Annotated in this window: 18 protein-coding genes, 1 tRNA gene and 1 pseudogene; 17 read left to right on the forward strand and 3 right to left on the reverse strand. The window is 68.1% G+C overall.

Translation table 11 applies throughout. The features are described 5' to 3' along the window. Nucleotides 1-176: 176 nt before the first annotated feature. From GT613_RS10785 to GT613_RS10810, 6 genes and pseudogenes are all read left to right on the forward strand, one after another. Nucleotides 177-464, forward strand: a pseudogene (locus GT613_RS10785) (peptide chain release factor-like protein); the annotation flags it as partial. 444 nt (nucleotides 465-908) lie between these two features. After that, nucleotides 909-1769: an aldo/keto reductase gene (locus tag GT613_RS10790; protein WP_009307112.1), complete on the forward strand. Its 861-nt coding sequence runs from the start codon at nucleotides 909-911 to the stop codon at nucleotides 1767-1769. A gap of 213 nt (nucleotides 1770-1982) precedes the next feature. Further along, nucleotides 1983-3374, forward strand: coding sequence for an APC family permease (locus GT613_RS10795; RefSeq protein ID WP_009307111.1), 1392 nt, complete (start codon nucleotides 1983-1985; stop codon nucleotides 3372-3374). 186 nt (nucleotides 3375-3560) lie between these two features. Next, complete coding sequence (gene amrA, locus GT613_RS10800; protein WP_009608697.1) at nucleotides 3561-4985, forward strand: AmmeMemoRadiSam system protein A; 1425 nt, start codon at nucleotides 3561-3563, stop codon at nucleotides 4983-4985. Then, nucleotides 4978-5820, forward strand: coding sequence for an AmmeMemoRadiSam system radical SAM enzyme (gene amrS, locus GT613_RS10805; RefSeq protein ID WP_009307108.1), 843 nt, complete (start codon nucleotides 4978-4980; stop codon nucleotides 5818-5820). The genes amrA and amrS overlap by 8 nt, the downstream gene beginning before the upstream one ends. An 86-nt stretch (nucleotides 5821-5906) precedes the next feature. Continuing rightward, nucleotides 5907-6003 (forward strand) — tRNA-Sec (locus GT613_RS10810). Nucleotides 6004-6065: 62 nt separating this feature from the next. Here GT613_RS10810 and selB read toward each other — a convergent pair. Both selB and selA read right to left on the reverse strand, forming a co-directional pair. Beyond that, a complete protein-coding gene (gene selB, locus GT613_RS10815) occupies nucleotides 6066-7997 on the reverse strand; it encodes a selenocysteine-specific translation elongation factor (protein ID WP_161172621.1) in 1932 nt (643 codons plus the stop codon). Continuing rightward, nucleotides 7994-9472: an L-seryl-tRNA(Sec) selenium transferase gene (gene selA / locus GT613_RS10820; protein ID WP_009307105.1), complete on the reverse strand. Its 1479-nt coding sequence runs from the start codon at nucleotides 9470-9472 to the stop codon at nucleotides 7994-7996. Before selA ends, selB begins: the two co-directional genes overlap by 4 nt. Before the next feature lie 264 nt (nucleotides 9473-9736). Between selA and GT613_RS10825 the strand changes: the two genes are divergently transcribed. The 8 genes from GT613_RS10825 (at nucleotide 9737) to GT613_RS10860 (ending at nucleotide 16607) form a co-directional block, all read left to right on the forward strand. Further along, the gene (locus tag GT613_RS10825) at nucleotides 9737-10564 is read left to right on the forward strand and encodes a formate/nitrite transporter family protein (protein ID WP_009307104.1); all 828 of its coding nucleotides are present in this window, start codon (nucleotides 9737-9739) and stop codon (nucleotides 10562-10564) included. 264 nt (nucleotides 10565-10828) lie between these two features. Continuing rightward, nucleotides 10829-12103 (forward strand): double-cubane-cluster-containing anaerobic reductase, encoded by a 1275-nt coding sequence (locus tag GT613_RS10830; RefSeq protein ID WP_009307103.1) that lies wholly within the window; start codon nucleotides 10829-10831, stop codon nucleotides 12101-12103. A gap of 4 nt (nucleotides 12104-12107) precedes the next feature. Beyond that, nucleotides 12108-12404, forward strand: a complete 297-nt coding sequence (locus GT613_RS10835) for a DUF3343 domain-containing protein (RefSeq protein ID WP_009307102.1) — start codon at nucleotides 12108-12110, stop codon at nucleotides 12402-12404. 196 nt (nucleotides 12405-12600) lie between these two features. Next, nucleotides 12601-13212 (forward strand): sulfurtransferase-like selenium metabolism protein YedF, encoded by a 612-nt coding sequence (gene yedF, locus GT613_RS10840; protein ID WP_009307101.1) that lies wholly within the window; start codon nucleotides 12601-12603, stop codon nucleotides 13210-13212. Nucleotides 13213-13246: 34 nt separating this feature from the next. Next, the gene (locus GT613_RS10845) at nucleotides 13247-14386 is read left to right on the forward strand and encodes an aminotransferase class V-fold PLP-dependent enzyme (protein ID WP_009608617.1); all 1140 of its coding nucleotides are present in this window, start codon (nucleotides 13247-13249) and stop codon (nucleotides 14384-14386) included. A gap of 3 nt (nucleotides 14387-14389) precedes the next feature. After that, a complete protein-coding gene (locus GT613_RS10850; RefSeq protein WP_009307099.1) occupies nucleotides 14390-14629 on the forward strand; it encodes a DUF3343 domain-containing protein in 240 nt (79 codons plus the stop codon). 63 nt (nucleotides 14630-14692) lie between these two features. Next, nucleotides 14693-15463, forward strand: a complete 771-nt coding sequence (locus GT613_RS10855) for an acyl-CoA dehydratase activase (RefSeq protein WP_009307098.1) — start codon at nucleotides 14693-14695, stop codon at nucleotides 15461-15463. Next, nucleotides 15453-16607, forward strand: a complete 1155-nt coding sequence (locus GT613_RS10860; protein ID WP_009608673.1) for a double-cubane-cluster-containing anaerobic reductase — start codon at nucleotides 15453-15455, stop codon at nucleotides 16605-16607. Before GT613_RS10855 ends, GT613_RS10860 begins: the two co-directional genes overlap by 11 nt. A gap of 240 nt (nucleotides 16608-16847) precedes the next feature. Here the strand turns inward: GT613_RS10860 and selD are convergent, their stop codons facing one another. Beyond that, nucleotides 16848-17903 carry a selenide, water dikinase SelD gene (selD, locus tag GT613_RS10865; RefSeq protein WP_083803368.1) on the reverse strand — a complete coding sequence of 352 codons (1056 nt, stop codon included), beginning with the start codon at nucleotides 17901-17903 and terminating at the stop codon, nucleotides 16848-16850. Nucleotides 17904-18361: 458 nt separating this feature from the next. Between selD and GT613_RS10875 the strand changes: the two genes are divergently transcribed. The 3 genes from GT613_RS10875 to GT613_RS10885 are packed head-to-tail and all read left to right on the forward strand — an operon-like array spanning nucleotide 18362 to nucleotide 23199. Continuing rightward, nucleotides 18362-21499, forward strand: coding sequence for a molybdopterin-dependent oxidoreductase (locus GT613_RS10875; RefSeq protein WP_147271339.1), 3138 nt, complete (start codon nucleotides 18362-18364; stop codon nucleotides 21497-21499). A 12-nt stretch (nucleotides 21500-21511) separates the two neighbouring features. Then, nucleotides 21512-22435 carry a 4Fe-4S dicluster domain-containing protein gene (locus GT613_RS10880; protein ID WP_009307093.1) on the forward strand — a complete coding sequence of 308 codons (924 nt, stop codon included), beginning with the start codon at nucleotides 21512-21514 and terminating at the stop codon, nucleotides 22433-22435. Further along, a complete protein-coding gene (locus GT613_RS10885) occupies nucleotides 22432-23199 on the forward strand; it encodes a cytochrome b/b6 domain-containing protein (RefSeq protein ID WP_161172622.1) in 768 nt (255 codons plus the stop codon). Before GT613_RS10880 ends, GT613_RS10885 begins: the two co-directional genes overlap by 4 nt. Nucleotides 23200-23223: the final 24 nt, after the last annotated feature.

Genomic DNA, 23223 nt, shown 5'->3' on the forward strand with positions numbered 1-23223 from the left:
ATCGTCGCCCGAAAAACACGCTTGCAGGAGCGATTCCGTGTTTTTCGGGCGACGACGTGCGTTCGCGGGCGTCGTGCTATGATGCGGCCATGGATCACGACGAGCCGACATACCGCGACTACGCCCGTTGGGCGCGCATGTCGCTCGAAGACATCGCTCGCGACTGCGACGTGCAGGCGTTCCGCGCGAGCGGGCCGGGCGGGCAGTGCGTGAACACCACCGACTCGGCGGTGCGCATGACGCACGTGCCCAGCGGCATGACAGCGACGTCCCGCGAATCGCGCAGCCAGTTCCGCAACCGCCAGCTGTGCCTGCAGAAGCTGCGCGACCGGTTCGCGCGCGAGGCCGTGCCGCCGAAGGCGCGCCGCGCCACGAAGGCGACCCGCGCTTCCAAGGAGCGCCGTCTCGCCCAGAAGCGCCGCCGCTCCCAAACGAAGGCGCAGCGCGGCCGCGTCGACGAGTGACGCGGAGCGTCCGAGACGGGACGGCGCGACGCCGTGACCGGGCATTACGGGAAGCGCTGCGGAAGCCGAGGGGCGAGGGCGGCCTTCGGAACCTCCAGGGACGCATCATATGGCGAGAAAGTGTGCGATTCGAGGCCGACCGGAGGGCAGGAAGCAGGCGGGCGGGCCGCACGGTGGGCGAGCGACCTGCTTCCCGCGAGCCGTCCTGCGCGAGCCGCCCTGCGAGCCGCGTCGAGAAAGGCGAGCCCTTCGGGGGCGCGCTTGCGCGTCGACGGCGGATGCGCTTTTCCGCTGTCGAACCGGGCATGTGCGTAACGGTTTCGCTCCTTTCCTTCTACGAACGCGCTACGGTTCGGCGACTGCGCGTTGCGCGGGCGTATCGTGGGACGCGTAACGACGGTTGCGCGGCCTGCGGGCGGCGTATAAGTGATAAGGAGCACGCGCATGGCGGATTTGCAAAGTCCGAAGGACCGGATCACCCTGCGAAACGGCTACGGCATCCCGTGTTTGGGGTTCGGCACGTGGAAGATGCCCGACGGCGAAGTGGGGATCGACGCCGTCCATCAGGCGCTTCACGACGGGTATCGCCACATCGACACGGCTGCGGCCTACGACAACGAGGGCACGGTGGGCAAGGCGCTCGCCTCGGGCGGCGTGTCGCGCGAGGACGTGTTCGTCACCACGAAGGTGTGGAACACCGATCGCGGCTACGACGCCACGCTCAAGGCTTTCGAGGAGTCACGCGCCAAGCTGCACCTCGACTACGTCGATCTGTACCTCATCCACTGGCCCGCTGCGAAGGGGGCCGAAGCCGACTGGCAGCGTACGAACCAGGAGACGTGGCGTGCGCTCGAGACGCTCTACCTCGACGGGCTCGTGCGCGCCATCGGCGTGAGCAACTTCAAGCCCCATCATCTCGAGCCGCTCATGGATGCGGCCGACATCCTGCCGATGGTCGACCAGATCGAGCTGCATCCCGGCTGCAACCAGGAGGTTACGCGCGACTTCTGCAACCGCCACGACATCGTGGTGGAGGCGTGGTCGCCGCTGGGCTCGGGCCGCGTGCTGGAGAACCAGCTGCTCATCGACATCGCGGCCAGCTACGGCTGCACGGTGGCGCAGCTGTGCCTGCGCTGGTGCCTCCAGCGCCGGGCCATCCCGCTGCCGAAGTCCACGGACCCGTCGCGCATCGCCGAGAACGCACGCATCTTCTGGTTCAACATCACCGACGAGGACCTGCAGCGCATCGACGAGCTGGATCCCCTCGGCCAAAGCGGCCTCGATCCCGACGCCATCGACTTCTAAAGCCCGTTCGGAAAGCCCGCGAAAGCGGGCTTTCCGCTTGTGCGCCCGCCCGCGCCTCCCGCAGCGAAACGCCCGGCCGACAACGGGTCAACGCGTTGGCAAGGGCGGCGCTGCCCCGCCGTGCTCCTTCCGGGCTCTGCCGTATCGTGGACAGGGTACGCCTCGGCGCCTGCGCGCTGGGCATCCGAGCGGTCTGACGAAAGGAGCGGTTGCATGGCGGACGAAGCTCACGACGGCGCGAAGCGCGCCCCATCCGAGGCGAGCGGAGGCGGGCAGCCGGGCAAGCAGCAGCTCAAGCGCGTGCTCACCGTGCCCGACATGATCGTGTACGGGCTCATCTTCATGGTTCCCATCGCGCCGATGGGGATCTACGGCGGCGTGTTCTCGGATTCGGGCGGCATGCCCGCGCTCGTGTACCTCGTGGGGACGCTGGCCATGGTGTTCACGGCGCTGTCCTACAGCATGCTCATACGCGAGTGGCCGGTGGCGGGCTCGGTGTACGCCTACACCTCGCGCGGCCTGGGCAAGGGCATCGGCTTCGTGACGGGCTGGACGCTGCTGCTCGACTACCTGCTGATCCCCGTGCTCATGTACGTGGTGGCCTCCACGGCGTTGTCCGGCCTCGTGCCCGAGATCCCGCCTTGGGCGTTCGCCGTGGTGTTCGTGGTGGCGAACACGTTCGTGAACGTGCGCGGCATCGGCCTCACCGACATCGTGAACCGCGTGGCGCTCGTGCTGGAGATCCTCGTTCTTTTGGTCTTCGTCGTGCTGGGCGTCCGGTGGCTGCTCGCCGACCCCGCATCGCGCGGTTTCTCGCTGGACCCGTTCTTCAACCCCTCCACGTTCGATCCGAACCTCGTCATGAGCGCCGTGTCGCTGGGCGTGCTGTCGTTTCTGGGCTTCGACGGCATCGCCACGCTGTCGGAGGAGGCGAAGGACGGCCGGCGCGGCCCGGGGCGCGCCATGATGGCGTCGCTGGCCATCGTGGGCGCGCTGTTCGTGCTGCAGACCTACATCGCGGGCTGCATCAGCCCCGACGGAGCCGCGTTCGCGGGCGACTCGGGCAACGCCTTCTACCTGGTGGCGCAGGTGGTGGGCGGCAGGTGGCTGTACGTCGTGTGCGCTGTCGCCACGGCGCTGGCCTGGGGCATCTTCACAGCGCTGGCCGCGCAGACGGCGGTGTCGCGCATTCTCTTCGCCATGGGGCGCGCGGGCGGGCTGCCCAGCCCGCTGGCGAGGATCCATCCGAAGTACCACACGCCCTACGTCGCGTCGCTGTTCGTGGGGACCCTCACGCTCGTGCTGGTGCTGACGTTCGGGCGGCTGGGCACCGACACCATCTCGCTGTTCGTGAACTTCGGCGCGCTCACCGCCTTCCTCATGCTGCACGTCACCGTCATCGGGTACTTCTTCGTCAAGAAGCGCGACGGCCGCTGGGCGGCGCATCTGCTGTCGCCTTTGTGCGGCATCGCGGTGATCGGCTACACGTGGTGGAGCCTCGACGTGCCGGCGAAGGTGCTCGGCCTCATCTGGATGGCGGCGGGCATCGTGTACTACCTCGTGCTGCACTACGGGCTGAAACGCGACGTCAAGCTGGACGGGTAGCGCGCTCGCCCTTCTGCGGACGCCGTGCGCCGACGGCGGCGCGCATCCGTCAACGCTTGCGTGCCGAATAGGCACAAGCGGGGGAGGCGGGCGCCAAGGGCGCTTCGCGCGGTGTACAATCGAGCCACCGAAGGGCGCGCGCGTGCTCGAGGCGCGCCCGGTCAACGCTTCCAGGAAGGAGCTCTCATGGGAATCGTCGCCGCGTACGCCGTGCCGCATCCGCCCCTCGCCATGCCCGAGGTAGGCCGGGGCCAGGAGCGCGCCATCCAGGACACCCTCGACGCGTATCGCGAGGTGGCGCGCCGCATCGCCGCGCACGCGCCCGAGACCATCGTCGTGGTGTCGCCCCACGCCCCGCTGTTCCGCGATTGCTTCCATCTGTCCACCGGCGACTTCGACCGCGGCGACATGGGGCGCTTCGGCGCATGGGACTCTTCCATGACCGTGCAATACGACGGCGAGATGACGGCCGCCATAGCCGCGTGCGCGCGCAAGCACACGGTGCCGCTGTGCGGCAGCGGCATGGGCGGGAAGGATCTCGACCATGCCACCATCGTGCCGCTGCATTTCGTGAACGAGGCATATTCGACGTACCAGGTGGTGCGCATCGGGCTGTCGGGCCTCTCGCCCCAGACGCACCTCGCGCTGGGGCGCTGCATCGCCGAGGCGGCCGCCGATCTGGATCGCAGCTGCGTCCTCATCGCCAGCGGCGACTTGTCCCATAAGCTTGCGAGCGACGGCCCGTACGGCTACGCTCCGCAGGGCCCCGTGTTCGACCGTATGGTCACCGCGCTGTTCGATGCGGGCGATTTGAGCGGTCTGCTGGAGATAGACGAGACGTTCGGCGAGGAGGCGGCGGAATGCGGCCTGCGCTCGTTCTGGATCATGGCGGGCGCGTTGGAAGGCCTTCCCATCTCGCACGAGCTGCTCAGCTACGAAGGCCCCTTCGGCGTGGGTTACGCGGTGGCCGCGTTCGAGGTGCAGGGCTCGGCCGGCGACGGCGCCGTGCGGACCGCGGTTGACCGCGATGAGGATCGCAGCGGTGCGCGCGACGCAGCCGCGAACGATGCGCCGGTCGACCCGTACGTTGCGCTTGCCCGCGCCAGCGTCGAAGGGTTCGTGCGCACGGGCAACCCCATAGCGGTGCCCGACGGCCTGCCGCCCGAGCTGTCGGACAAGCGCGCCGGCGTGTTCGTGTCGCTGCACGAACACGGCGAGCTGCGCGGCTGTATCGGCACCATCTCGCCGGTGACGGGCAGCACGGCCGCCGAGATCGTGCGCAACGGCGTGGCGGCGGCTTCGGAGGATCCGCGCTTCCCGCCCGTGCGCCCCGACGAGTTGGACGCGCTGTCGTATTCGGTGGATGTGCTGTTCACGCCCATGCCCGTCGAGTCGATCGACCAGCTGGACCCGGCCCGCTACGGTGTGATCGTGACGAAAGGCTGGAAGCGGGGGCTGCTGCTGCCGAACCTCGACGGCGTGGACTCGGCGCAGCAGCAGGTGGACATCGCGAAGCGAAAGGCCGGCATCGACCTGTTCGACGACGACGTGGAGCTGGAGCGCTTCGAGGTGGTGCGCCACGAACGCGGGGGAGAGCCGCGCCGTGGCTGACGGGCGCGCCGTGTGCGGCGTGTGCCCGCACGCCTGCGCGCTTTCCGAAGGACGGCGCGGGCTGTGCAGGGCGCGCGTTGCCTACGGTGGACGGGTCGTCGACGAGAATTACGGGCGCGTGACCTCGATCGCGCTCGATCCGGTGGAGAAGAAGCCGCTCGCGCGGTTCCGCCCGGGCTCGACCGTGCTGTCGCTGGGAAGCTACGGGTGCAACCTGCGCTGTCCGTTCTGCCAGAACGCGGATATCGCCTGCGCGGGCGCGGAGGATGCGGCATGGCGCTACGTGGCGCCCGAAGAGGCGGTCGGCCTGGCGCTGCGGGCCCGCGATCGCGGATGCGTAGGCGTCGCGTACACGTACAACGAACCGCTCGTGGGTTACGAGTACGTGCGGGACGTCGGACGGCTCGCGAGCGAGGCGGGGCTTGCGAACGTGCTGGTGAGCAACGGGATGGTGAACGAAGAGCCGCTTACCGAGCTCCTCGGCATCGTGGACGCGGCAAACATCGACCTCAAGGGGTTCACGCAGGGATTCTACGATACGGCGGGCGGCGACCTGTCCGCGGTCAAGCGCACCATCGAAACGCTGGCGGCCGATCCGACGTGCCACCTCGAGGTGACGACGCTCGTCATCCCCGGGCTCAACGACGATCCCGACGAAATCGATGCGGCAGCGGCTTGGCTGGCATCGCTCGATCCCGCCATCCCGTACCATCTCACGCGCTTCTTCCCGTGCCATCGGATGCTCGACCGGCCTCCAACCCCCGTGTCCGCGCTCCATGCGCTGGCGGATGTGGCGCGTCGCCACCTGAGCGACGTACTTTTGGGGAATTGCTGAACGATACGCAACATTTCGGAACGCGCGTCCTCGTCGCGGACAAATGCGCTATCATATCTACGGTGCCGAAACGGCACCTTCTTATTGGAGATGGATGGGTCCTGGTGGGCTCCACGGCCTTCAAAGCCGCTGTGAGGCGTGCAGAACGTCTCGGGTGTGTTCGATTCGCACACATCTCCGCCAGAAACGCAAGCGCCCCGATCGGGGCGCTTTTCGTATTCCCGGATAGAACCTCCCTCGGGGCGTCATCTTCCTCCCGGCACCCTCGTGTCGCCTTCGCGGCGAGTGACGGCTTGGGAGTCGAAGTACTCGAGCAGGGGGATGGCGTACTTCCTGCTGGTGCCCATCGCGTCCTTGAGCTCGGCTGCGGTGGCGGGGCCGTCAACCAGACGGGCGCGCACGGCTTGCTCGAAGGCGGCCAGCGCCGATACGTCGAAGTAGAAGTCGGCTCCGATGCGCCGTACGAGGCCCTGCTTCTCCAGACTTCCCAGCGCGCGGTGGACGAGCGAGGAGTCTAGGCCGCTCGATGCGATGAGCTCGCCTGTGGACGGCGGCGCCCCGGCTGCGGCGGCCAGCGTCTCGCGCAGCTGCTCGGCGGCCTGCTCCTCCAGCTTGCGCGCGCCTGCTCCGGCTTTGGGATGGCTCACCTCGCCCCCGTCCGTCACCGCGGCGCCGCGCGCGACCGCGTCGTCCAGCAGCGCGTCGAAGCAGCCCGCGTCCGCGCGCGGCAGGCAGCGCCGGCGCAGCGCGTCCTTCGCGATGCCGGTGGCGGCCGGGTTCTCGGCATGGAACTTCAGCAGGGCGTTCTCGATGGCGGCGCGCTGCTTCTGCAGCACGGAGGGGGCGGCGTAGCGCAGCGCGCGCTCGCCGCCGAGGCGCACCGCAGCGCCGTGCGCGGCAAGGGCCTCGAGCTCGCGGGCGGCCGCGTCCTCCTCGAGCCCGGAAAGCGTCGCCAGCTCGGTGGCCGTTACGGGCGCGGCGGTCAGCGCGAACGCGGCGTGCGCCACGGCGGCCTCGTCGCCTTCGCGCAGCGCGTCCAGCAGCTCGAGCGCGCCCGGTGCCAGCGTGGTGGTGCGGCGGGGGCGGGCGCGCAGCACCTCGCCGCCGCCGACGACGTGCACGGGCGAGTACGAGCGCACGACGAAGCGGTCGCGCCATGCTACGGGCAGCGGCTCGTCGAGGCGGATCTGCGCGTAGGCGCGCTCGCCGACGCCGAGCGACGGCCGTCCGTCCATGAGCAGCACGCGGCCGGTGACCTCGCGCGTGCCGTGCGCCACGTGCACGCGCGCGCCGCTGACGAGCGGCTTGCCCTTGCCTGGCACGCCGAGGAACGCAAGGTGGGCGTCGAAGCGGTCGGTGGCGCTCGCCGCACCGGGCGCGGCCAGGAAATCGCCCGGTCGAACCTCGTCGGTGGACACGGCGTTCAGGTTGAGGGCGACGCGGTGCCCGGCGTCGGCGCGATCGACGGGCTCGCCGTGCACCTGCACGCTGCGCACGCGCGTGCGCAGGCCGGAGGGCAGCACCTCCACCTCGTCGCCCATCCGGGCCGACCCGCTCCACAGGGTGCCCGTGACCACGGTCCCGGCGCCTTTGATGCTGAACACGCGGTCGACGGGCAGGCGCAGGCGCGAGCCCGCCTTCGCGCGCCGCGTGGTGCGCGCCGCGCGTGTCAGAGCCTCTTGCAGCTCGGGAAGCCCGGCGCCCGTGCGGCTGGACACGGGGACGATATCGGCATCCGCGAAAGGCGTGCCGGCCAGGCGGCCCCGCACCTCATCGGCCATGAACAGCGCCCATTCCTCGTCCACGAGGTCGGTTTTCGTGAGCGCCGCCACACAGGTGCGTATGCCCAGAAGCTCCAGCACGGCCAGGTGCTCCTCGGTCTGCGGCATGATGCCGGCGTCGGCGGCGATGCAAAGAAGCGCCAGGTCGATGCCCGTCGATCCCGCGATCATCTGGCGCACGAAGCGCTCGTGGCCCGGCACGTCCACCACGCCGAGCACGGTGCCGTCGGGAAGCGCCAGGCGCGCGAAGCCCAGCTCGATGGTGATGCCGCGCTGCTTCTCCTCTGCCAGACGGTCGGGGTCGGTTCCGGTCAAGGCCAGCACGAGCGACGACTTGCCGTGGTCGATATGGCCGGCCGTGCCCAGCACGAGGTCGGTCTGCGTGCGCCCGCTCATGCGCGGCTCCCCTCGGCTCCGGCGTCGAGCGCGTCGAAGTAGGCGCGCACGGCCTCGGCGACCTCGGCTAGCTCGTCCTCGGCCACGGTGCGCGCGTCCAGCAGCACGGCGTCGTGCTTGATGCGCCCGATCACGGGCACGTCGCGCCGCGCAATGAGGAACGTCTCGCACCCCTGCGCGTCCCCGCGCGAAAACTCGATGCGCACCGCATGCGAGTCGATGTCGCACAACGGCAGCGCGCCGCCGCCGGCCCGCGCGGTATCCGGTACCACGTCGATGCGCGCCGCCCCTGCGGGAAGCGCTTCCTCCAAGGTGCGCGCCAGCCGCTCGGCGCGCCCGCGCACGGCTTCGGCCGGCTCGGACAGCATGCGCAGCGCAGGGATGCGCTCGAGCGCGATCGCGGGGTCGAGGTAGAGGCGCAGCGTGGCCTCCAGCGCGGCCAGCGTCATCTTGTCGAGGCGCATCGCGCGGGCGTAAGGGTTCTTCTTCAGCCGGTCGATGAACCGTTTCGCTCCCACGATGATGCCCGCCTGCGGGCCGCCCAGCAGCTTGTCGCCCGAGAACGACACGAGGTCGCAGCCCGCCTGCAGCGACTCGGCCACGGTGGGCTCGGCGTACGCGCCGAACGCATCGAGGTTCAGGAAGGCGCCCGATCCCTGGTCCTCGTACACCAGAAGCTCGCCCGCGCCCGGCTCGCCGGATGCCGTGCGCCGTGCGTTCTCGGCATCGGCCAGCGGGCGCAGGTCGCGCGCCGACACGCTCTCGGCGAAGCCCACCACGCGGTAGTTCGAAGGATGCACCTTCAACAGCATCGAGGTGTCGGCGCCGATGGCGCGCTCGTAGTCGACGGCATGCGTCTTGTTCGTGGTGCCCACCTCCACCATGCGCGCCTGCGACAGCTCCATGATGTCGGGCACGCGGAACGATCCGCCGATCTCCACCAGCTCGCCGCGCGACACCACGGCTTCGTGCCCGCGCGCGAACTCGTGGAGCACCATCATGACCGCCGCCGCGTTGTTGTTCACGGCCAGCGCCGCCTCGGCGCCGGTGAGCGTGCAGATGAGGCGCTCCACATGGTCGTGGCGGCTGCCGCGCGCCATGGCATCGGTGTCGTACTCCAGCGTGGAGTAGCCGCGCGCCACGTCGCTCACGGCGCTCACGGCCTCGTCGGCAAGCGGGCTGCGCCCGAGGTTCGTGTGCACGACGATGCCCGTGGCGTTGATCACGCGGCGCAGCGACGGGCGCGCCCGGGCGAACGCCCGGGCGCGCGTCGATTCGGCGAGCGCCGGAACGTCGACCCGTTCGCATGCTCCTGCAAGCACGGCTCGACGCGTCTCGTCGACGGCCTCGCGCACGCAATCGGCCAGCACGCTGCGGGGGAGGAGCGACAGAAGCGCGCTCACCTCGGGCAGCTGGAGCATCTCCTCCACCTGCGGGAGCGCGCGGAGCAGATCGGTGCGTGACGGATTCGCCATGGAAACGCCTTTCTCGAACACGGGTGCGGGGATGCGCGGCCGACGCGGCCGCTCGCCAAAGTATACCAGTGTTGCGCGCGCCGATGCACCGACGGCCGGGTATCGATTCGGCGATGCGACGAGCAGGACGACGAGATGGGGAAATTGTCGAGGAAAACGCTTTTGTTTCTCCCTGCGCCCGCGAGTTGCGGTACCATACCGTGCGGCTTCGCAGGGGACGCGCGAAGAAGCCGCGACCAGGCAAGGAAGGAACCAGATGCGATCATGATGCAGGACGAGATCCAAACGCTCAGGCCGGATGCGCTGTCGCCGGCTGAAATCGCGGAGAAGGCCGAGAAGGTCGGCGAGGCCAAGGCGGCCATGCCGAAGGCGAAGTGCTTCGCGTCCGCGATGCTGGCCGGGGCGTTCATCGCGTTCGGGGCGCTGTACTTCTGCGTGTTCCTGGGCGACCCCTCCATGCCGTTCGCGGTGCAGCGCGCGGTGGGCGGACTCTGCTTCTGCCTCGGGCTGGTGCTCGTGCTGTGCTGCGGCGCGGAGCTGTTCACCGGCAACGTGCTTCTGGTGTGCGCGAAAGCGTCGGGCCGTATCGGCTGGAGGTCCCTGTTCGGCAACTGGCTGCTCGTGTGGCTCGGCAACCTCGCCGGCGCGCTCGTCGCGCTCGCGCTCGTCCACTTTGCGAACGTCGCCGCCATGAACGGAGGCGCGGTGGGCGAGGCCTTCGTCAGCGTGGCCGCGGGCAAGGTGGCGCCCGATTGGACGACGCTGTTCTTCAAGGGCGTCATGTGCAACATCCTCGTGTGCCTGGCCGTGTGGATCGGGTTCTCGGCGCGCACCGTCGCCGACAAGGTGCTCGGCATCCTGCTGCCCATCTCTGCGTTCGTTGCGTGCGGGTTCGAGCACTGCGTGGCGAACATGTTCTTCCTCCCCATGGGGCTGTTGCTCAACTCGATGGGGGTGGGTGCGCCCGACGCGGTGACGCTGGCCGGCATCGCGACGAACCTGTCGGCCGCCACGCTGGGCAACGTCGCCGGCGGCGTCGCCGTCGGCATGGCGTACTGGTTCGTGTACCGGAAGAAGGACGTCGATCGGTAGGGGCTTTTCCGCCGGCCTTTCGCCGATAAGCTGCCCTGCGATTGCGGCGGGCGGCTGCGATACGGTATCATTACCTCGTCGCCTCGCATTGGCACGATTCTGCGCGGGTGCCATTTCTGCATGCAAGGCGACGCTTCATCATCGCGCACCTCATCGCGTCCCGCATGCGCATGCGCGCATCCGGCGACGCTGCACCGTCATTTCTGCAACGACAACCGAATAACATCGCAACTTTGCTATCGACTGGTATCGAAGGGGGCCTTCATGGCTGACTATCAGGCAATGTGGAAAGACTTGGGCATGGATCTGGAGACGCACGACCAGCTGTGCGCCGTGCTGCCGATGGCGTTCGGCGACACGTACCTCACGCAGGAGAACCGCCCTGAGAACATGGCGTTCTACGACTTCGTGGTGTCGGAGATCCACGGCGTGCGCCCCGCGGAGCTCATCGAGCTGCAAAAGCAGGGCGGCAAGGTGTTCGGCACGTTCTGCGTGTTCGTGCCCGACGAGGTGGTCGTCGCCTGCGGCGGCGCCGTCACGGGGCTGTGCGGCGGCTCGCAGTTCTGGGTGCCCGAAGGCGAGAAGGTGCTGCCCAGCGGCATCTGCCCGCTGATCAAGGCGTCGCTCGGCGCGCACTTCGGCAAGACGTGTCCGTACTTCAGCGTGGCCGACATGTATGTGGGCGAGACCACGTGCGACGGCAAGAAGAAGGCCTACGAGATCCTGGGGGCCGACAAGAAGACCTACGTCATGGACGTGCCGCAGATGAAGCGCGAGAAGGACATCGCGGCGTGGAAAGACGAGATCGCGCTGTTCGCCAAGGAGGTGGAGGCCGAGACGGGCAACGAACTGACGGCCGAGAACCTTGCCCGTGCCATTCGCACCATCAACGAGAAGCGTCGCGCGCTGGCCCGCGTGTTCGAGGCGCGCAAGGCAGACCCGGTGCCCATCAGCGGCAAGGACGCCCTGCTCATGATGCAGATCGCGTTCTTCGACGACCCGGTGCGCTGCGCCGAGACGGCGAACAAGCTGGCCGACGAGCTGGAAGCGCGCATCGAGCGCGGCGAGGGCGTGGTGCCCGCCGGCACGAAGCGCATCCTGATCACGGGCACGCCGCTGGCCATCCCGAACTGGAAGCTGCACCATATCGTCGAGACGAGCGGCGCCGTGGTGGTGTGCGAGGAGATGTGCACGGGCACGCGCTACTTCGAGAACGAGGTGGACGAGGGCGAGGGCACGCTCGACGGCATGTTCCAGGCGTTGGCGCAGCGCTATATGAAGAACAACTGCGCGTGCTTCACGCCGAACCCGGGTCGCGTCGCGGACGTGGTGCGCATGGCGAAGGAGTACAAGGTCGACGGCGTGATCGACGCGAACCTCAAGTTCTGCACGCTCTACGACGTGGAAAAGGCGCCGCTGGCGGACGCGCTTGCCGAGGAGGGCATCCCGTGCCTGGGCCTCGAGACCGACTACGCCGACAACGACGCCGAGCAGCTGCGCACGCGCATCGGCGCGTTCATCGAGATGCTGGACGCGTAAGGCCATGCAACAAGACGCTGCCGATACCGTGAACAAGGACGCACGTCCCGAGGATTGCTATATCCTGTTCTCGAGCCATACCGACGGCTGGCGTCTGTACGAGCTGGCGCGCGACGCGGGGGCCAAGGCGAGGATCTCGCCCACGCCCCGCGCCGCGCGCGCTTCCTGCGGGGTGTCGTTGCTCGCGTCGTGCGACGACGTGGAGCTGCTGGAGCGCCTTGCGCAGGAGGAGGGCGTCCCGATCGAGGGCGTAGCCCGGCTGCCGCGCCAGCTGAACGCGCGGCGGGACACGTTTTGCTGAGCGGATGCCCTGCAGGGATTGTCATCCTGAGCGGAACGCCGCAGGCGCGGAGTCGAAGGATCCCGTGCGGCGCCAGCAGGGAGCGCCACGGTTATCGCCGCACGTGATCCAACGAACCCGCTCCGCTCGCTCGGGATGACGACCGGGGCGCTGCATTCGGGACGACAGGTGATAACGATGAGAAAGAAGGAAGACGATGGAGCAGATCGACGCACGGGGTCAGGCGTGCCCGCTTCCCGTGGTGCGCGCCAAGAAGGCGCTCTCGGCCATGGGGGAGGGCGTGCTCGAAGTGCTCGTTGACAACGAGACCGCGGTGCACAACCTGGAGGCGTTGGCGAAGACGCTCAAGGTGGGAGCCGTCGGCGAGGAGCGCGGCGAAGGCGTGTTCGCAGTGACCTTCGCGAAGGGCGCGGCGTCAGACGGCGAAGCGGGAAGCGCCGCGAGCTGCCCGGCGGTCGAGCAATCGCCTGCGGGCGGCCGGGTGGCGGTGATCCCGTCCGAGTTCATGGGCTCGGGGGACGACGAGCTGGGAGCCGTGCTGATGAAGGGCTTCGTGTTCGCCCTGACGCAGCTCGACGAGCTGCCCGAGACGGTGCTCATGTACAACGGCGGCGTGAAGCTCGCCTGCACGGGATCCTCGTCGCTCGACGACCTGCGCGCGCTCGCCGAGGCCGGCGTTGAGATCATGAGCTGCGGCACGTGCCTGAACCATTACGGCCTGGCCGAGCGGCTGGAAGTGGGCGAGGCCACGAACATGTACGTGATCGTGGAGAAGCAGGCGAACGCGCGCGGCATCATCCGTCCGTAGGGTCGGGCGCGCGAGACTTAAGGACCGTGGAGCTATGATCTACTTCGACAACGCGGCGACAACCGCCGTCAAGCCGCCCGAGGTGGCCGAGGCGGTGGCGCGCGCCGTCAACAGCTTCGGCGGCGCAGGGCGCGGCGTGCACGAGGCGTCGCTCGATGCGGGCTACGCCGTGTTCCGGGCACGCCAGCAGCTCGCGCGTCTGCTGGGCGCCGGCGACCCGTCGCGCGTGGCCTTCGCGAGCAACGCCACCGAGGCGCTGAACACCGCCATCGTCGGGCTCGCGCGGCCGGGAGACAAGCTGGTGACCACGGCCGCCTCGCACAACTCGGTGCTGCGCCCGCTGTACCGCCTGGCTGACGAGCGCGGCTGCGAGGTGGTCGTGGTTCCCCACGATGCGCGCGGCGCGCTGGACTACGACGCGCTGGAGGCGGCGCTTCCGGGGGCGCGGCTGGCGGCGGTCACCCACGCCTCCAACCTCACGGGCGACGTGTACGACATCGCCCGCATCGCGCGCCTGTGCCGCGAGCACGGCGCGCTGCTGGTGGCGGACGCGGCCCAGACGGCGGGCGTCGTGCCCATCGACATGGGGCGCGATGGGCTGGACGTCGTGGCGTTCACCGGGCACAAGAGCCTGTACGGCCCCCAGGGCACGGGCGGCCTCGCCGTGGCGGAAGGCGTGGAGATCGAGCCGCTGAAGGTGGGCGGCTCAGGGACGCAAAGCTACGACCGGCGCCATCCCGCGCGCATGCCCGAGCGCCTGGAGGCAGGCACGCTGAACGCCCACGGCATCGCCGGCTTGAGCGCGGGGCTCGCCTATATCGAGGAGCGCGGCGTGGAGGAGCTGGGCGCGCAGGTGCGCGCGCTGGCCGAGCGCTTCGAGCGCGGCGTGCGCGGCATCGACGGCGTGCGCGTGCTGGGCGGAGGCGGGGACGCGGGGCGCTGCGGCATCGTGGCGCTCGACGTGGGCGATGCGGACTCTGCGGCAGTTGGCGACGCGCTCAACGCCGAGTTCGGCATCTGCACGCGCGCCGGCGCCCATTGCGCGCCGCTCATGCACGAGGCGCTGGGCACGCAGCGCCAGGGCGCCGTGCGGTTCAGCTTCAGCAGCTTCAACACCGAGGACGAGGTGGACGCCGGCATCGCCGCCGTGGCCGCCATCGCCGAGGAGGCCTGAGCCGTGCGGAAGAAGACGCCGAAAGCCGTGGTGACGTTCGCGTCCACGAGCGATGCGATGGCCGTTGAGGCCGCCGCCCGCGAGACGGGCCTCCCGGGCAGGATGATACCCATCCCGTCGGAGGTTTCCGCCGGCTGCGGCCTGGCCTGGTGCGTCCCCGCCGAGGAGCGCGGCGCGCTGCTGGACGCCCTCGAGAGCGGCGGCCTGGCGTACGAGGCCGTGCACGAGGTGGAATTGTACTAAGGAAAGAACGCACGGCCTGCCACGTTCTCCCCCGCGCCGAGAAAAGATGAAAGGACCTCGCCCATGCCCTCGATCGGCATCGACATAGGAAGCACGGCCGCGAAGGCGGCGGTGCTCGAAGACGGCCGGCTCGCCGAGACGCTCGTGTGCCCCACGGGGTTCAGCAGCGTCGATGCGGCCGAGCGCCTGGCCCAGCAGCTGCTCGCGCGCGGCTTCGACCCGCGCGGGCTTCCCTGCGTCGCGACGGGCTACGGGCGCGTCGCGGTCCCCTATGCGGACCGCGTGGTCACCGAGATCACCTGCCACGGCAAGGGCGCCGCTTTCCTGTTCGGCGGCGGGGGCACCGTGGTCGACGTGGGCGGCCAGGACACGAAGGTCATCGTGCTGCGCGGCGGCAAGGTGGTCAAGTTCGCGATGAACGACAAGTGCTCGGCCGGCACGGGGAAGTTCCTCGAAGTCATGGCGAACCGCCTCGGCGTCAGCCAGGAGGAGCTCGCGCGCCTCGCCCGGATGGGCGCGCCCACGTCCATCTCGTCCATGTGCACGGTGTTCGCGGAGTCCGAGGTCATCAGCCTCATCGGCAAGGGAACGCCGCGCGAGGACATCGCGTACGCCGTGATCGAATCGGTGGTGGAGCGGGTGTCGGTGCTCGTGGCGCAGGGCAAGGGCGCACCCTACTTCCTGACGGGCGGCCTGTGCGACAACGGGTACTTCGTCGAGCGCCTCGGCGCGCGCCTGGGCGAGCTTGTGGCCACCGAGCCCCGCGCGCGCTTCGCCGGCGCCGTGGGAGCCGCGCTGCTGGCCGAGGAAGGGGAGGGGCGCCATGCCGGATAACGCGTTGCCGCGCTCGTTCGAGGATTTCAACGAAGCTCGCAAGCTGGGCTTTCTGGCGGCCAAGGAGTATAAGGAGCGGGGCGGCAAGCTGGCGGGGTGTTTGTGCTCGTACACGCCGCTCGAGGTGATCGATGCGGCCGGCATGGCAGCCATCGGCCTGTGCGGCATGAGCGACGAGGCCATTCCCGACGCCGAGACCGTGCTGCCGAAGAACCTGTGCCCGCTCATCAAGGGCACCTACGGCTTCGCCTTGACCGAGAAATGCCCCTATACCTACTTCTCCGACATCATCGTGGGCGAGACTACCTGCGATGGCAAGAAGAAGATGTACGAGCTGCTCGCCGACCTCAAGGACGTGCACGTGCTGCATCTGCCCCAGAGCCAGGCGCGCTCCTACGCCGCCGATATCTGGCACGAAGAGGTGAAGCTGTTCGCGAGCGAGCTCGAACGCCGCTTCGGCGTGCGCATCGACGACGGGAAGCTGCGCGATGCGGCGCGACTGCGCAACCGCTACCGGCGCGCGCTCGTGCGACTCTACGAGCTGCAGAGGAGCGAGCCGCCCGCCATGCGCGGCGTGGAGCTCATGAGCACGCTGTTGGCCAGCACGTTCAGCTTCGATGTGGAGACGTTCGTCGGGAAGCTGGAGGCTCTGGCGGACGAGCGCGAGCGCGCCTACGCTGCGGGCGAGCGCCCTGTCGCCGCCACGGCGAAGCGCATCCTGCTCACCGGGTGCCCTTCGGGCGGCGTCATCAACAAGGTGGGCAAGGTGATCGAGGAGCACGGAGGCGTGATCGTGTGCCTGGACGATTGCTCGGGCGAGAGAGCGAACCGCCTGCTCGTGGACGAGGACGCCGACGATATCCTGCGCGCCATCTCCGATCGCTACCTTGCGGTCAACTGCTCGGTCATGACGCCGAACGACGCCCGCATCGACAATACGGCGGCAATGGCCCGCGCCTACCGCGCCGACGGCGTGGTGGAGGTGGTGCTGCAAGCCTGCCACACGTTCAACGTGGAATCGTCCCGTGTGCAGCGGCGCATGGAGGAAGAGGGCATCCCGTACCTCAAGCTGGAAACCGACTACTCTGCAGGGGACGGCGGCCAGGTGGGAACCCGGTTGGCCGCGTTCATCGAGATGCTGTAGCGACTGCCGCTTGGTGGGCGCGAATGGGGACCCATGGCAATTTTTAGAGCGTATTCCGCTGCGGTTCCTCGCTTGAAACGGAGAAAGGCCAGGTGGCGTTTTCAACGTCGCCCGCAGGGGCATCAGGGCTCCTCGATTTTTGCCAGGGCTGCCGATTTGCGCCCAACGCTTTCGAGATCGGACGAAGGCAGCATGCAGATCGCCCGGCGGCCGCATCGCCCCTTCCGGGGCGATACGGCCCTACTTCATGCTGATCTCGCCCGCCGCGCCGTCGCGAACATGGCCGATCAGCGCGGGCGGGCGACCGGCGGCCGCCTCGAACGCGCGCGCGAACGCGTCGGCCTCGTCGGGCGCCACGGCCACCAGCAGGCCGCCGGACGTCTGCGGGTCGCACAGCACGCCCATGCGGTTCTCGAACTCCTCGTCTTCGAGGCCGCCCTGCCTCACGAAGGCGCGCGCCCAGTCGATAATGCCGAACGTCTTGGCAGGGCGGCAGAAGTCGCAGGAATACCGGTAGACGCCCTTGAACAGCGGCAGGTCGTCCCAGACGAGCTCGGCCGACGCGTCCGAGGCCTCCAGCATCTCGTGGAGGTGGCCGGCCAGCCCGAAGCCCGTCACGTCGGTGGCGGCGTGCGCGTGCACGGCCGCCATCGCCTCGGCGCCCGCACGGTTGAGCTCCATCATGGACTCGATGACGGGGCGCATGCCCTCGTCGTCCTCGAACCCGGCCCGGAACGCCGAGTTCATGATCCCCGAGCCGAGGACCTTCGTGTAGAACAGCGCGTCGCCCGGCTGCGCGCCTCCGTTGCGCACGATGCGGTCAGGGTGCACGGTGCCGAACACCGACAGGCCGTACTTCGGCTCGTCGTCCTCGATGGAGTGGCCGCCCACCACGAACGCGCCCGCCTCGCGCACCTTGTCGGCCCCGCCGCGCAGCACCTCGCCCACCACGTCGGTGCCCAGACTGCACGGGAACGCGAGGATGTTGAGCGCCGTCAGAGGCTTCGCCCCCATGGCGAACACGTCGGACAGCGCGTTCGCCGCGGCGATGGCGCCGAACTCGTAGGGGTCGTCCGCCACCGGCGTGAAGAAGTCGAGCGTCAGCACCGCGGCCGTGTCGTCGTTCAGGCGGTAGACGGCGGCGTCGTCGGACGTGTCGAAGCCCAGCAGCAGATCGGCGTCGGGCGGCGGCGCGATGTCCTTCAGTATCTCTTCGAGGTCTCCCGGACCCCACTTCGCCGCTCAACCGCCCTTCTCGGTGAGGCGGGTGAGCCGTATGCGCTCGGTCTCGCTCATGGGATTCCTTTCGCGTAAGCCGGATCGGTCGTCATCAGCAGTATAGCAGTCCCGTCCGCGTCCTGAGCAACCTGCCGCCTGCGCGTTATCCGCGCCGCTCGTCGATACCGCACCGCCGCCGTAAACGTACCGCCTACCGGAACCGTATCCCCGCCCATCGGCGGAAACAGGCCGTTCGCCCTGCGGCGTTCGGCGCGGAATGACGTTTACCGAATATTCCACGAAGGAATCTTGAGAGTTTGCGCATAAAAACACCCATATCATCAGAAACTAATTACGCCGCGTCGCAAGGCGCTTGCTAAGATCGCGGCGGTCGGGCGGTGGAGGGCTGCCGGCTCGGCCAAGGCATGCGCGTACCGGTACCACGAGCAGGACGACGTCTCCCATGCCCTCGGCGACGTCCCCCGCTGGTTTCGGCGCATGATTCTCAACGGACGAGAAGGAAGGAGAACGAGGACATGAACCTGTCACGCAGGGGCTTCTTCAAAGCCGCCGGCGCAGCGTTCGCCACCACCATGGCGTTCGAGCTGTCCTCACAGTCGGAGGCGCTGGCCGTCGAGCCCGCAGCCGACTGGAAGCTCGTGAACACGGAGGAGTACACGAACATCTGCTGCTACTGCTCCGGCGGTTGCGGCGTGATCTGCTCCACCCGCGAAGGCGAGCTGGTGAACATCGAAGGCGATCCCGACCACCCGGTCAACCAGGGCGGCCTGTGCCCGAAGGGCGCCACGATGTTCCAGCTGCGCAACGTGGTGGATCCCTCCACGCGCGAGGTGATCAAGAACCCGAACCGCAGGACCCGTCCGATGGTTCGACGCCCCGGCGCCTCCGAGTGGGAGGATATCACCTGGGACGACGCCGTCGCCGAGATCGCGCGTTGGGTCAAGGACACGCGCGACGCCACGTTCGAGACGGTGTCCAACGGCATCACGGTCAACCGTTGCCACGGCATCGCCAGCTTGGGCGGCAGCCAGCAGAACTCCGAGGAAGAGTACCTCATCAACAAGATGATGCGGTCGCTAGGGGTGATAGCCATCGACAACCAGGCTCGTGTTTGACACAGCCCCACGGTTGCCGGTCTGGCAGCAACATTCGGTCGCGGTTCGATGACGAACCACTATTGCGACATGCAGAACGCCGACGTCATCTTGACGATCGGCTCCAACAACGTCGAGAACCACCCCGTTTCGTCGAAGTGGGTGCAGAGGGCGCTCGACAACGGCGCGACGTGGATCGTCGTCGACCCGCGCTACACGCGCTCGGCCGAGATGGCGGACATCTACTGTCCTATCCGCTCGGGCACCGACATCGCCTTCTACGGCGGTCTGTTCAACTACATTCTCGAGCACGACCTGTGGCAGCACGAGTACGTGCTGAACTACACGAACGCGTCCTACCTGTTGGACGAGGAGTACTCCTTCGATGTGGAGACGGGCATCTTCTCGGGCTTCGACAAGGACAGCGCCACCTACGACGCGAAGACCTGGCACTACCAGGTAGAGTCCACGAAGGAGTGGGACACCTCGGAGGGCGGCGCCTACGCCTGGGCCAAGGCCGAGGGCGTGCCCGAGTTCACGCCTCCCACCGTCGAAGTGCCGAAGCGCGACATGACCCTGCAGGACCCGATGTGCGTGTTCCAGCAGATGAAGAAGCACTATTCACGCTACGACCTGGACACCGTGTCCGCCACGTGCGGCATGGACAAGGAGCTTTTGGAGAAGGTGTACGCCACCTACGCGGCCACCGGCGCTCCCGACAAGTCCGGCACCATCCTGTACGCGCTCGGTCAGACGCAGCACACCTACGGCGCGCAGAACTGCCGCTCCATGGGCATCCTGCAGCTTCTGCTGGGCAACGTCGGCGTGGCCGGCGGCGGCGTGAACGCGCTGCGCGGCGAGCCGAACGTGCAGGGCGCCACCGACATGGGCATGCTCGTGGCGAACCAGCCCGGCTACCTGAACTGGCCCACCGAGTACGGCACGCCGTCTCTGCGCAAATGGTGCGAGAAGGAGACGTACGCGGACGGTTACTACACCAACAAGCCGAAGTTCATCGTCTCCGCGCTGAAGGAATGGTTCGGCGACGCGGCCACCGTGGAGAACGACTACGGCTACGACTGGTGGCCGAAGGTGCCGAAGAGCCCCGACTACTCCATCATCGGCTCGTTCGAGCTGATGAGCCAGGGTATCATCAAGGGCTACTTCAACTGGGGCATGAACCCCTGCCACTCGGCGCCGAACGCGAGCAACGTGCGCCGCGCCATGGCGAACCTCGACTGGCTCGTGGTGGCCGACTGGGTGGAGACGGAGTCCGCCACCTTCTGGAAGGCCCCCGACATGAACGCCGCCGACATCGACACCACGGTGTACTTCCTGCCCGCGGCGCTGATCTACGAGAAGCCGGGCACCATCCTGAACTCCGGCCGCTGGCTGCAGTGGCGCTACCAGGCCGTCGAGCCGTGGGAAGACGCCAAGCCCGACTACGAGATCTGCGACGTGCTGTGGAAGGCCATCGTCGACCTGTACAAGAAGGAAGACGGCGTGGCTCCCGAGCCCGTCGTCAACACGAAGTGGGACTACTACGTTGACGGCAAGATCGACCCGCGCCCCGTGGCCTGGGCCCTCAACGGCTACAACTACGCCGAGGGCGGCTTCGAGAACGGCGCGCCCGATTTGCTGAGCACGTTCGCGAACCTCAAGGCCGATGGCTCCACGGCCTGCGGCATGTGGATCTACACCGGCTTCTGGGCCAACAACGACGCTCCGCTCGACCCGGCCGAGCAGGCCATCGGCAGCCGCGTCGCCGACGACCCGACGGGGCTGGGGCTGCATCCCAAGTGGTCGTTCGCCTGGCCGCTCAACCGTCGCATCATCTACAACCGCGCCTCGGCGGACCTGGAAGGCAAGCCTTGGAACCCGAACCGGGTGCTGGTCGAATGGACGGGCGAGAAGTGGGTGCAGAACGACGTCGGCGACTTCGTGGCCGTGTCGAACGGCACGCCCGTGCCGCCCAACAACAAGGCGTTCATGATGCTGTGGGAGCAGAACGCGCGCCTGGAGAGCTACGGCATGGGCGACGGTCCTTTGCCCGAGCACTACGAGCCCTTCGAGAGCCCGGCGGACAACAAGCTGAACGGACGGCAGAACTCGCCGTGCGTGCGCTTCGCCGAGTTCGAGTCGGTCAAGCGCGGCGACCGCAGCCAGTACCCCATCGCGGTGACCACCTATTCGGTCACCGAGCATTGGCAGACCGGCGGCCAGACCCGCACGTGCCCGGCCCTCAACGAGGCCATGCCCGAGCAGTTCGTCGAGATGTCGGTGGAACTGGCGGCCGAAAAGGGCATCGAGAACGGCGAGCGCGTCCGCGTGTTCAACAACCGCGGGTCGGTCGAGGTCATGGCGCTGGTCACGCCTCGCTTTAAGCCGTTCAAGGTGAACGGCGAGACCGTGCACCAGGTGGGCATGACGCACCACTTCGGCTGGGCGGGCGACTTCGCCACCGGAGACATCGTCAACGACCTGCCGCCGAACGTGGGCGACCCGAACTGCTGGGTGCCCGAGTACAAGGCGTTCCTCGTCGACATCGAGAAGGCATAGGAGGGGTGAGCTATGAGTGAGAAAGCCATATTGTTCGACTCCTCCCGCTGCACCGCGTGCCGCGGCTGCCAGGTGGCCTGCAAGTGCTGGAACGGCCTGCCGTCCACCCTCGAGAAGAACGGGAACCCTTCCACGGGCTCGTACCAAAGCCCGATGGATTTGAACGGCGACACGCGCCTGCTGATCAGCTTCCATGAGGAGGCCGGCGGCGACAAGGGCGTGAAGTGGGCCTTCGGGCGCCGCTCGTGCCAGCACTGCACCGACGCCCCCTGCGCCACCATCTGCCCTGGCGGGGCGCTGAAGAAGGACGAGGCCACCGGTTTCGTCAGCGTGGACGAGTCCAAGTGCATCGGCTGCAGGTACTGCTCCACGGCCTGCCCGTTCGACGTGCCGCAATACCACGGCGACACGAGCAAGATCAACAAGTGCACCGGATGCCTCGACCGCGTCGAGCAGGGCCTGGCTCCGGCGTGCGTGACCACCTGCCAACCGCAGGCGCTCATGTTCGGCGATCGCGAGGAGATGCTTTCCATCGCCCGGGAACGCGTGGACTACCTGCACGGCAAGGGCTATGCGGACGCCGCCTTGTACGGTGAGGACGAGGTGGGCGGCCTTCACGTGATCCAGGTGCTGAAGCACGGCGTGGAAGCGCACGGCCAGGTCGTCGACCCGCAGGTCAACCCGATGGTCGGCCTGACCCAGATCATGAAGCCGGTCACGGGCGCCGTCACGGGCCTCACGGTTGCCGGCTTGGCGGCCATGTTCGTGCTGGGCATCGGCTACAAGCGCGACAAGCTGGCGTACAACCCCGAGACGGACGACACGATCTCCGTCGACACCGGAGAGGTCGTCAAGCACGGTGACGGCCAGGACGAGGAGACGGTGATGGAGCATATCACCGAGAACCTTCCGGGCAAGAAGGGAGGCAACCGATGAGCAAGGGACCCGTCAAGGTTTCCGCTGAGGAAGCCGCCAAGAACCAGGCGTTCTTGGCAAGCATGGCAGCCAGTGGCAAGGAACGCTACATCAAGCGCCACTCGCTGCAGGCGCGCTTGACGCACGGCATCACCATCGCGGCGTGCATCCTGCTGTGCATCTCCGGCCTGTTCGTGTTCGTTCCGGCCCTCGCGGCCGCTGTCGGCGCGGACACGGTGTTCGCCATTCGCATGTCGCATCGCATCATCGGCGTCGTGTTCGTCGCGGTGCCGCTGATCAGCGCCCTGCTGGCTCCGAAGGGCGTGGCGCACATCTTCAAGAACCTGTTCGATCGTTGGGATTCCGACGACAAGAAGTGGATGATGCTGTTCTTCCCGTACCTGTTCATGGCCAAGTGGATCCACATGCCCGACCAGCGCGAGGTCAAGAGCGGCCAGCGTTTCGCCGACGGCATGCTGTGGTTCGCCGGAGTGCTCTTGGGCATCACGGGCATCATCCTTCTGCTGGGCACGACGCTGTTCGATTTCGGTGCGGGCGTGCACGGCGTGACCCTGTTCCTGCACGACATAGGCTTTCTGCTGATCGCGGTGTTCGGCCTGGCGCACATCTTCCTGGGCGCCGGCATCTTCCAGCCGTACCGCGGCACGGCGAAGCTCATGTTCGGCGACGGCACGGTGTCCGAGTCCGACGCCCTGTACCACTGGGGTCACTGGGCCCGCAAGGAGATCGCCACGGGCGAGAACGTGGTGGAGAAGACGAAGTAAAAGCGCGGCGACCCGTTCGTGGGG

It is taken from the genome of Eggerthella sp. BIOML-A4 (genome assembly GCF_009875575.1).
GTDB classification, from domain to species: Bacteria; Actinomycetota; Coriobacteriia; order Coriobacteriales; family Eggerthellaceae; genus Eggerthella; species Eggerthella lenta.

Excerpts from the sequence above, each read along its gene's own strand:
- GT613_RS10790 (WP_009307112.1), top strand. The coding sequence starts at position 909 with ATGGCGGATTTGCAAAGTCCGAAGGACCGGATCACCCTGCGAAACGGC.
- GT613_RS10795 (WP_009307111.1), top strand. The coding sequence starts at position 1,983 with ATGGCGGACGAAGCTCACGACGGCGCGAAGCGCGCCCCATCCGAGGCG.
- amrA (WP_009608697.1), top strand. The coding sequence starts at position 3,561 with ATGGGAATCGTCGCCGCGTACGCCGTGCCGCATCCGCCCCTCGCCATG.
- selB (WP_161172621.1), bottom strand. The coding sequence starts at position 7,997 with ATGAGCGGGCGCACGCAGACCGACCTCGTGCTGGGCACGGCCGGCCAT.
- selA (WP_009307105.1), bottom strand. The coding sequence starts at position 9,472 with ATGGCGAATCCGTCACGCACCGATCTGCTCCGCGCGCTCCCGCAGGTG.
- GT613_RS10825 (WP_009307104.1), top strand. The coding sequence starts at position 9,737 with ATGATGCAGGACGAGATCCAAACGCTCAGGCCGGATGCGCTGTCGCCG.
- GT613_RS10830 (WP_009307103.1), top strand. The coding sequence starts at position 10,829 with ATGGCTGACTATCAGGCAATGTGGAAAGACTTGGGCATGGATCTGGAG.
- GT613_RS10835 (WP_009307102.1), top strand. The coding sequence starts at position 12,108 with ATGCAACAAGACGCTGCCGATACCGTGAACAAGGACGCACGTCCCGAG.
- yedF (WP_009307101.1), top strand. The coding sequence starts at position 12,601 with ATGGAGCAGATCGACGCACGGGGTCAGGCGTGCCCGCTTCCCGTGGTG.
- GT613_RS10845 (WP_009608617.1), top strand. The coding sequence starts at position 13,247 with ATGATCTACTTCGACAACGCGGCGACAACCGCCGTCAAGCCGCCCGAG.
- GT613_RS10855 (WP_009307098.1), top strand. The coding sequence starts at position 14,693 with ATGCCCTCGATCGGCATCGACATAGGAAGCACGGCCGCGAAGGCGGCG.
- GT613_RS10860 (WP_009608673.1), top strand. The coding sequence starts at position 15,453 with ATGCCGGATAACGCGTTGCCGCGCTCGTTCGAGGATTTCAACGAAGCT.
- GT613_RS10880 (WP_009307093.1), top strand. The coding sequence starts at position 21,512 with ATGAGTGAGAAAGCCATATTGTTCGACTCCTCCCGCTGCACCGCGTGC.
- GT613_RS10885 (WP_161172622.1), top strand. The coding sequence starts at position 22,432 with ATGAGCAAGGGACCCGTCAAGGTTTCCGCTGAGGAAGCCGCCAAGAAC.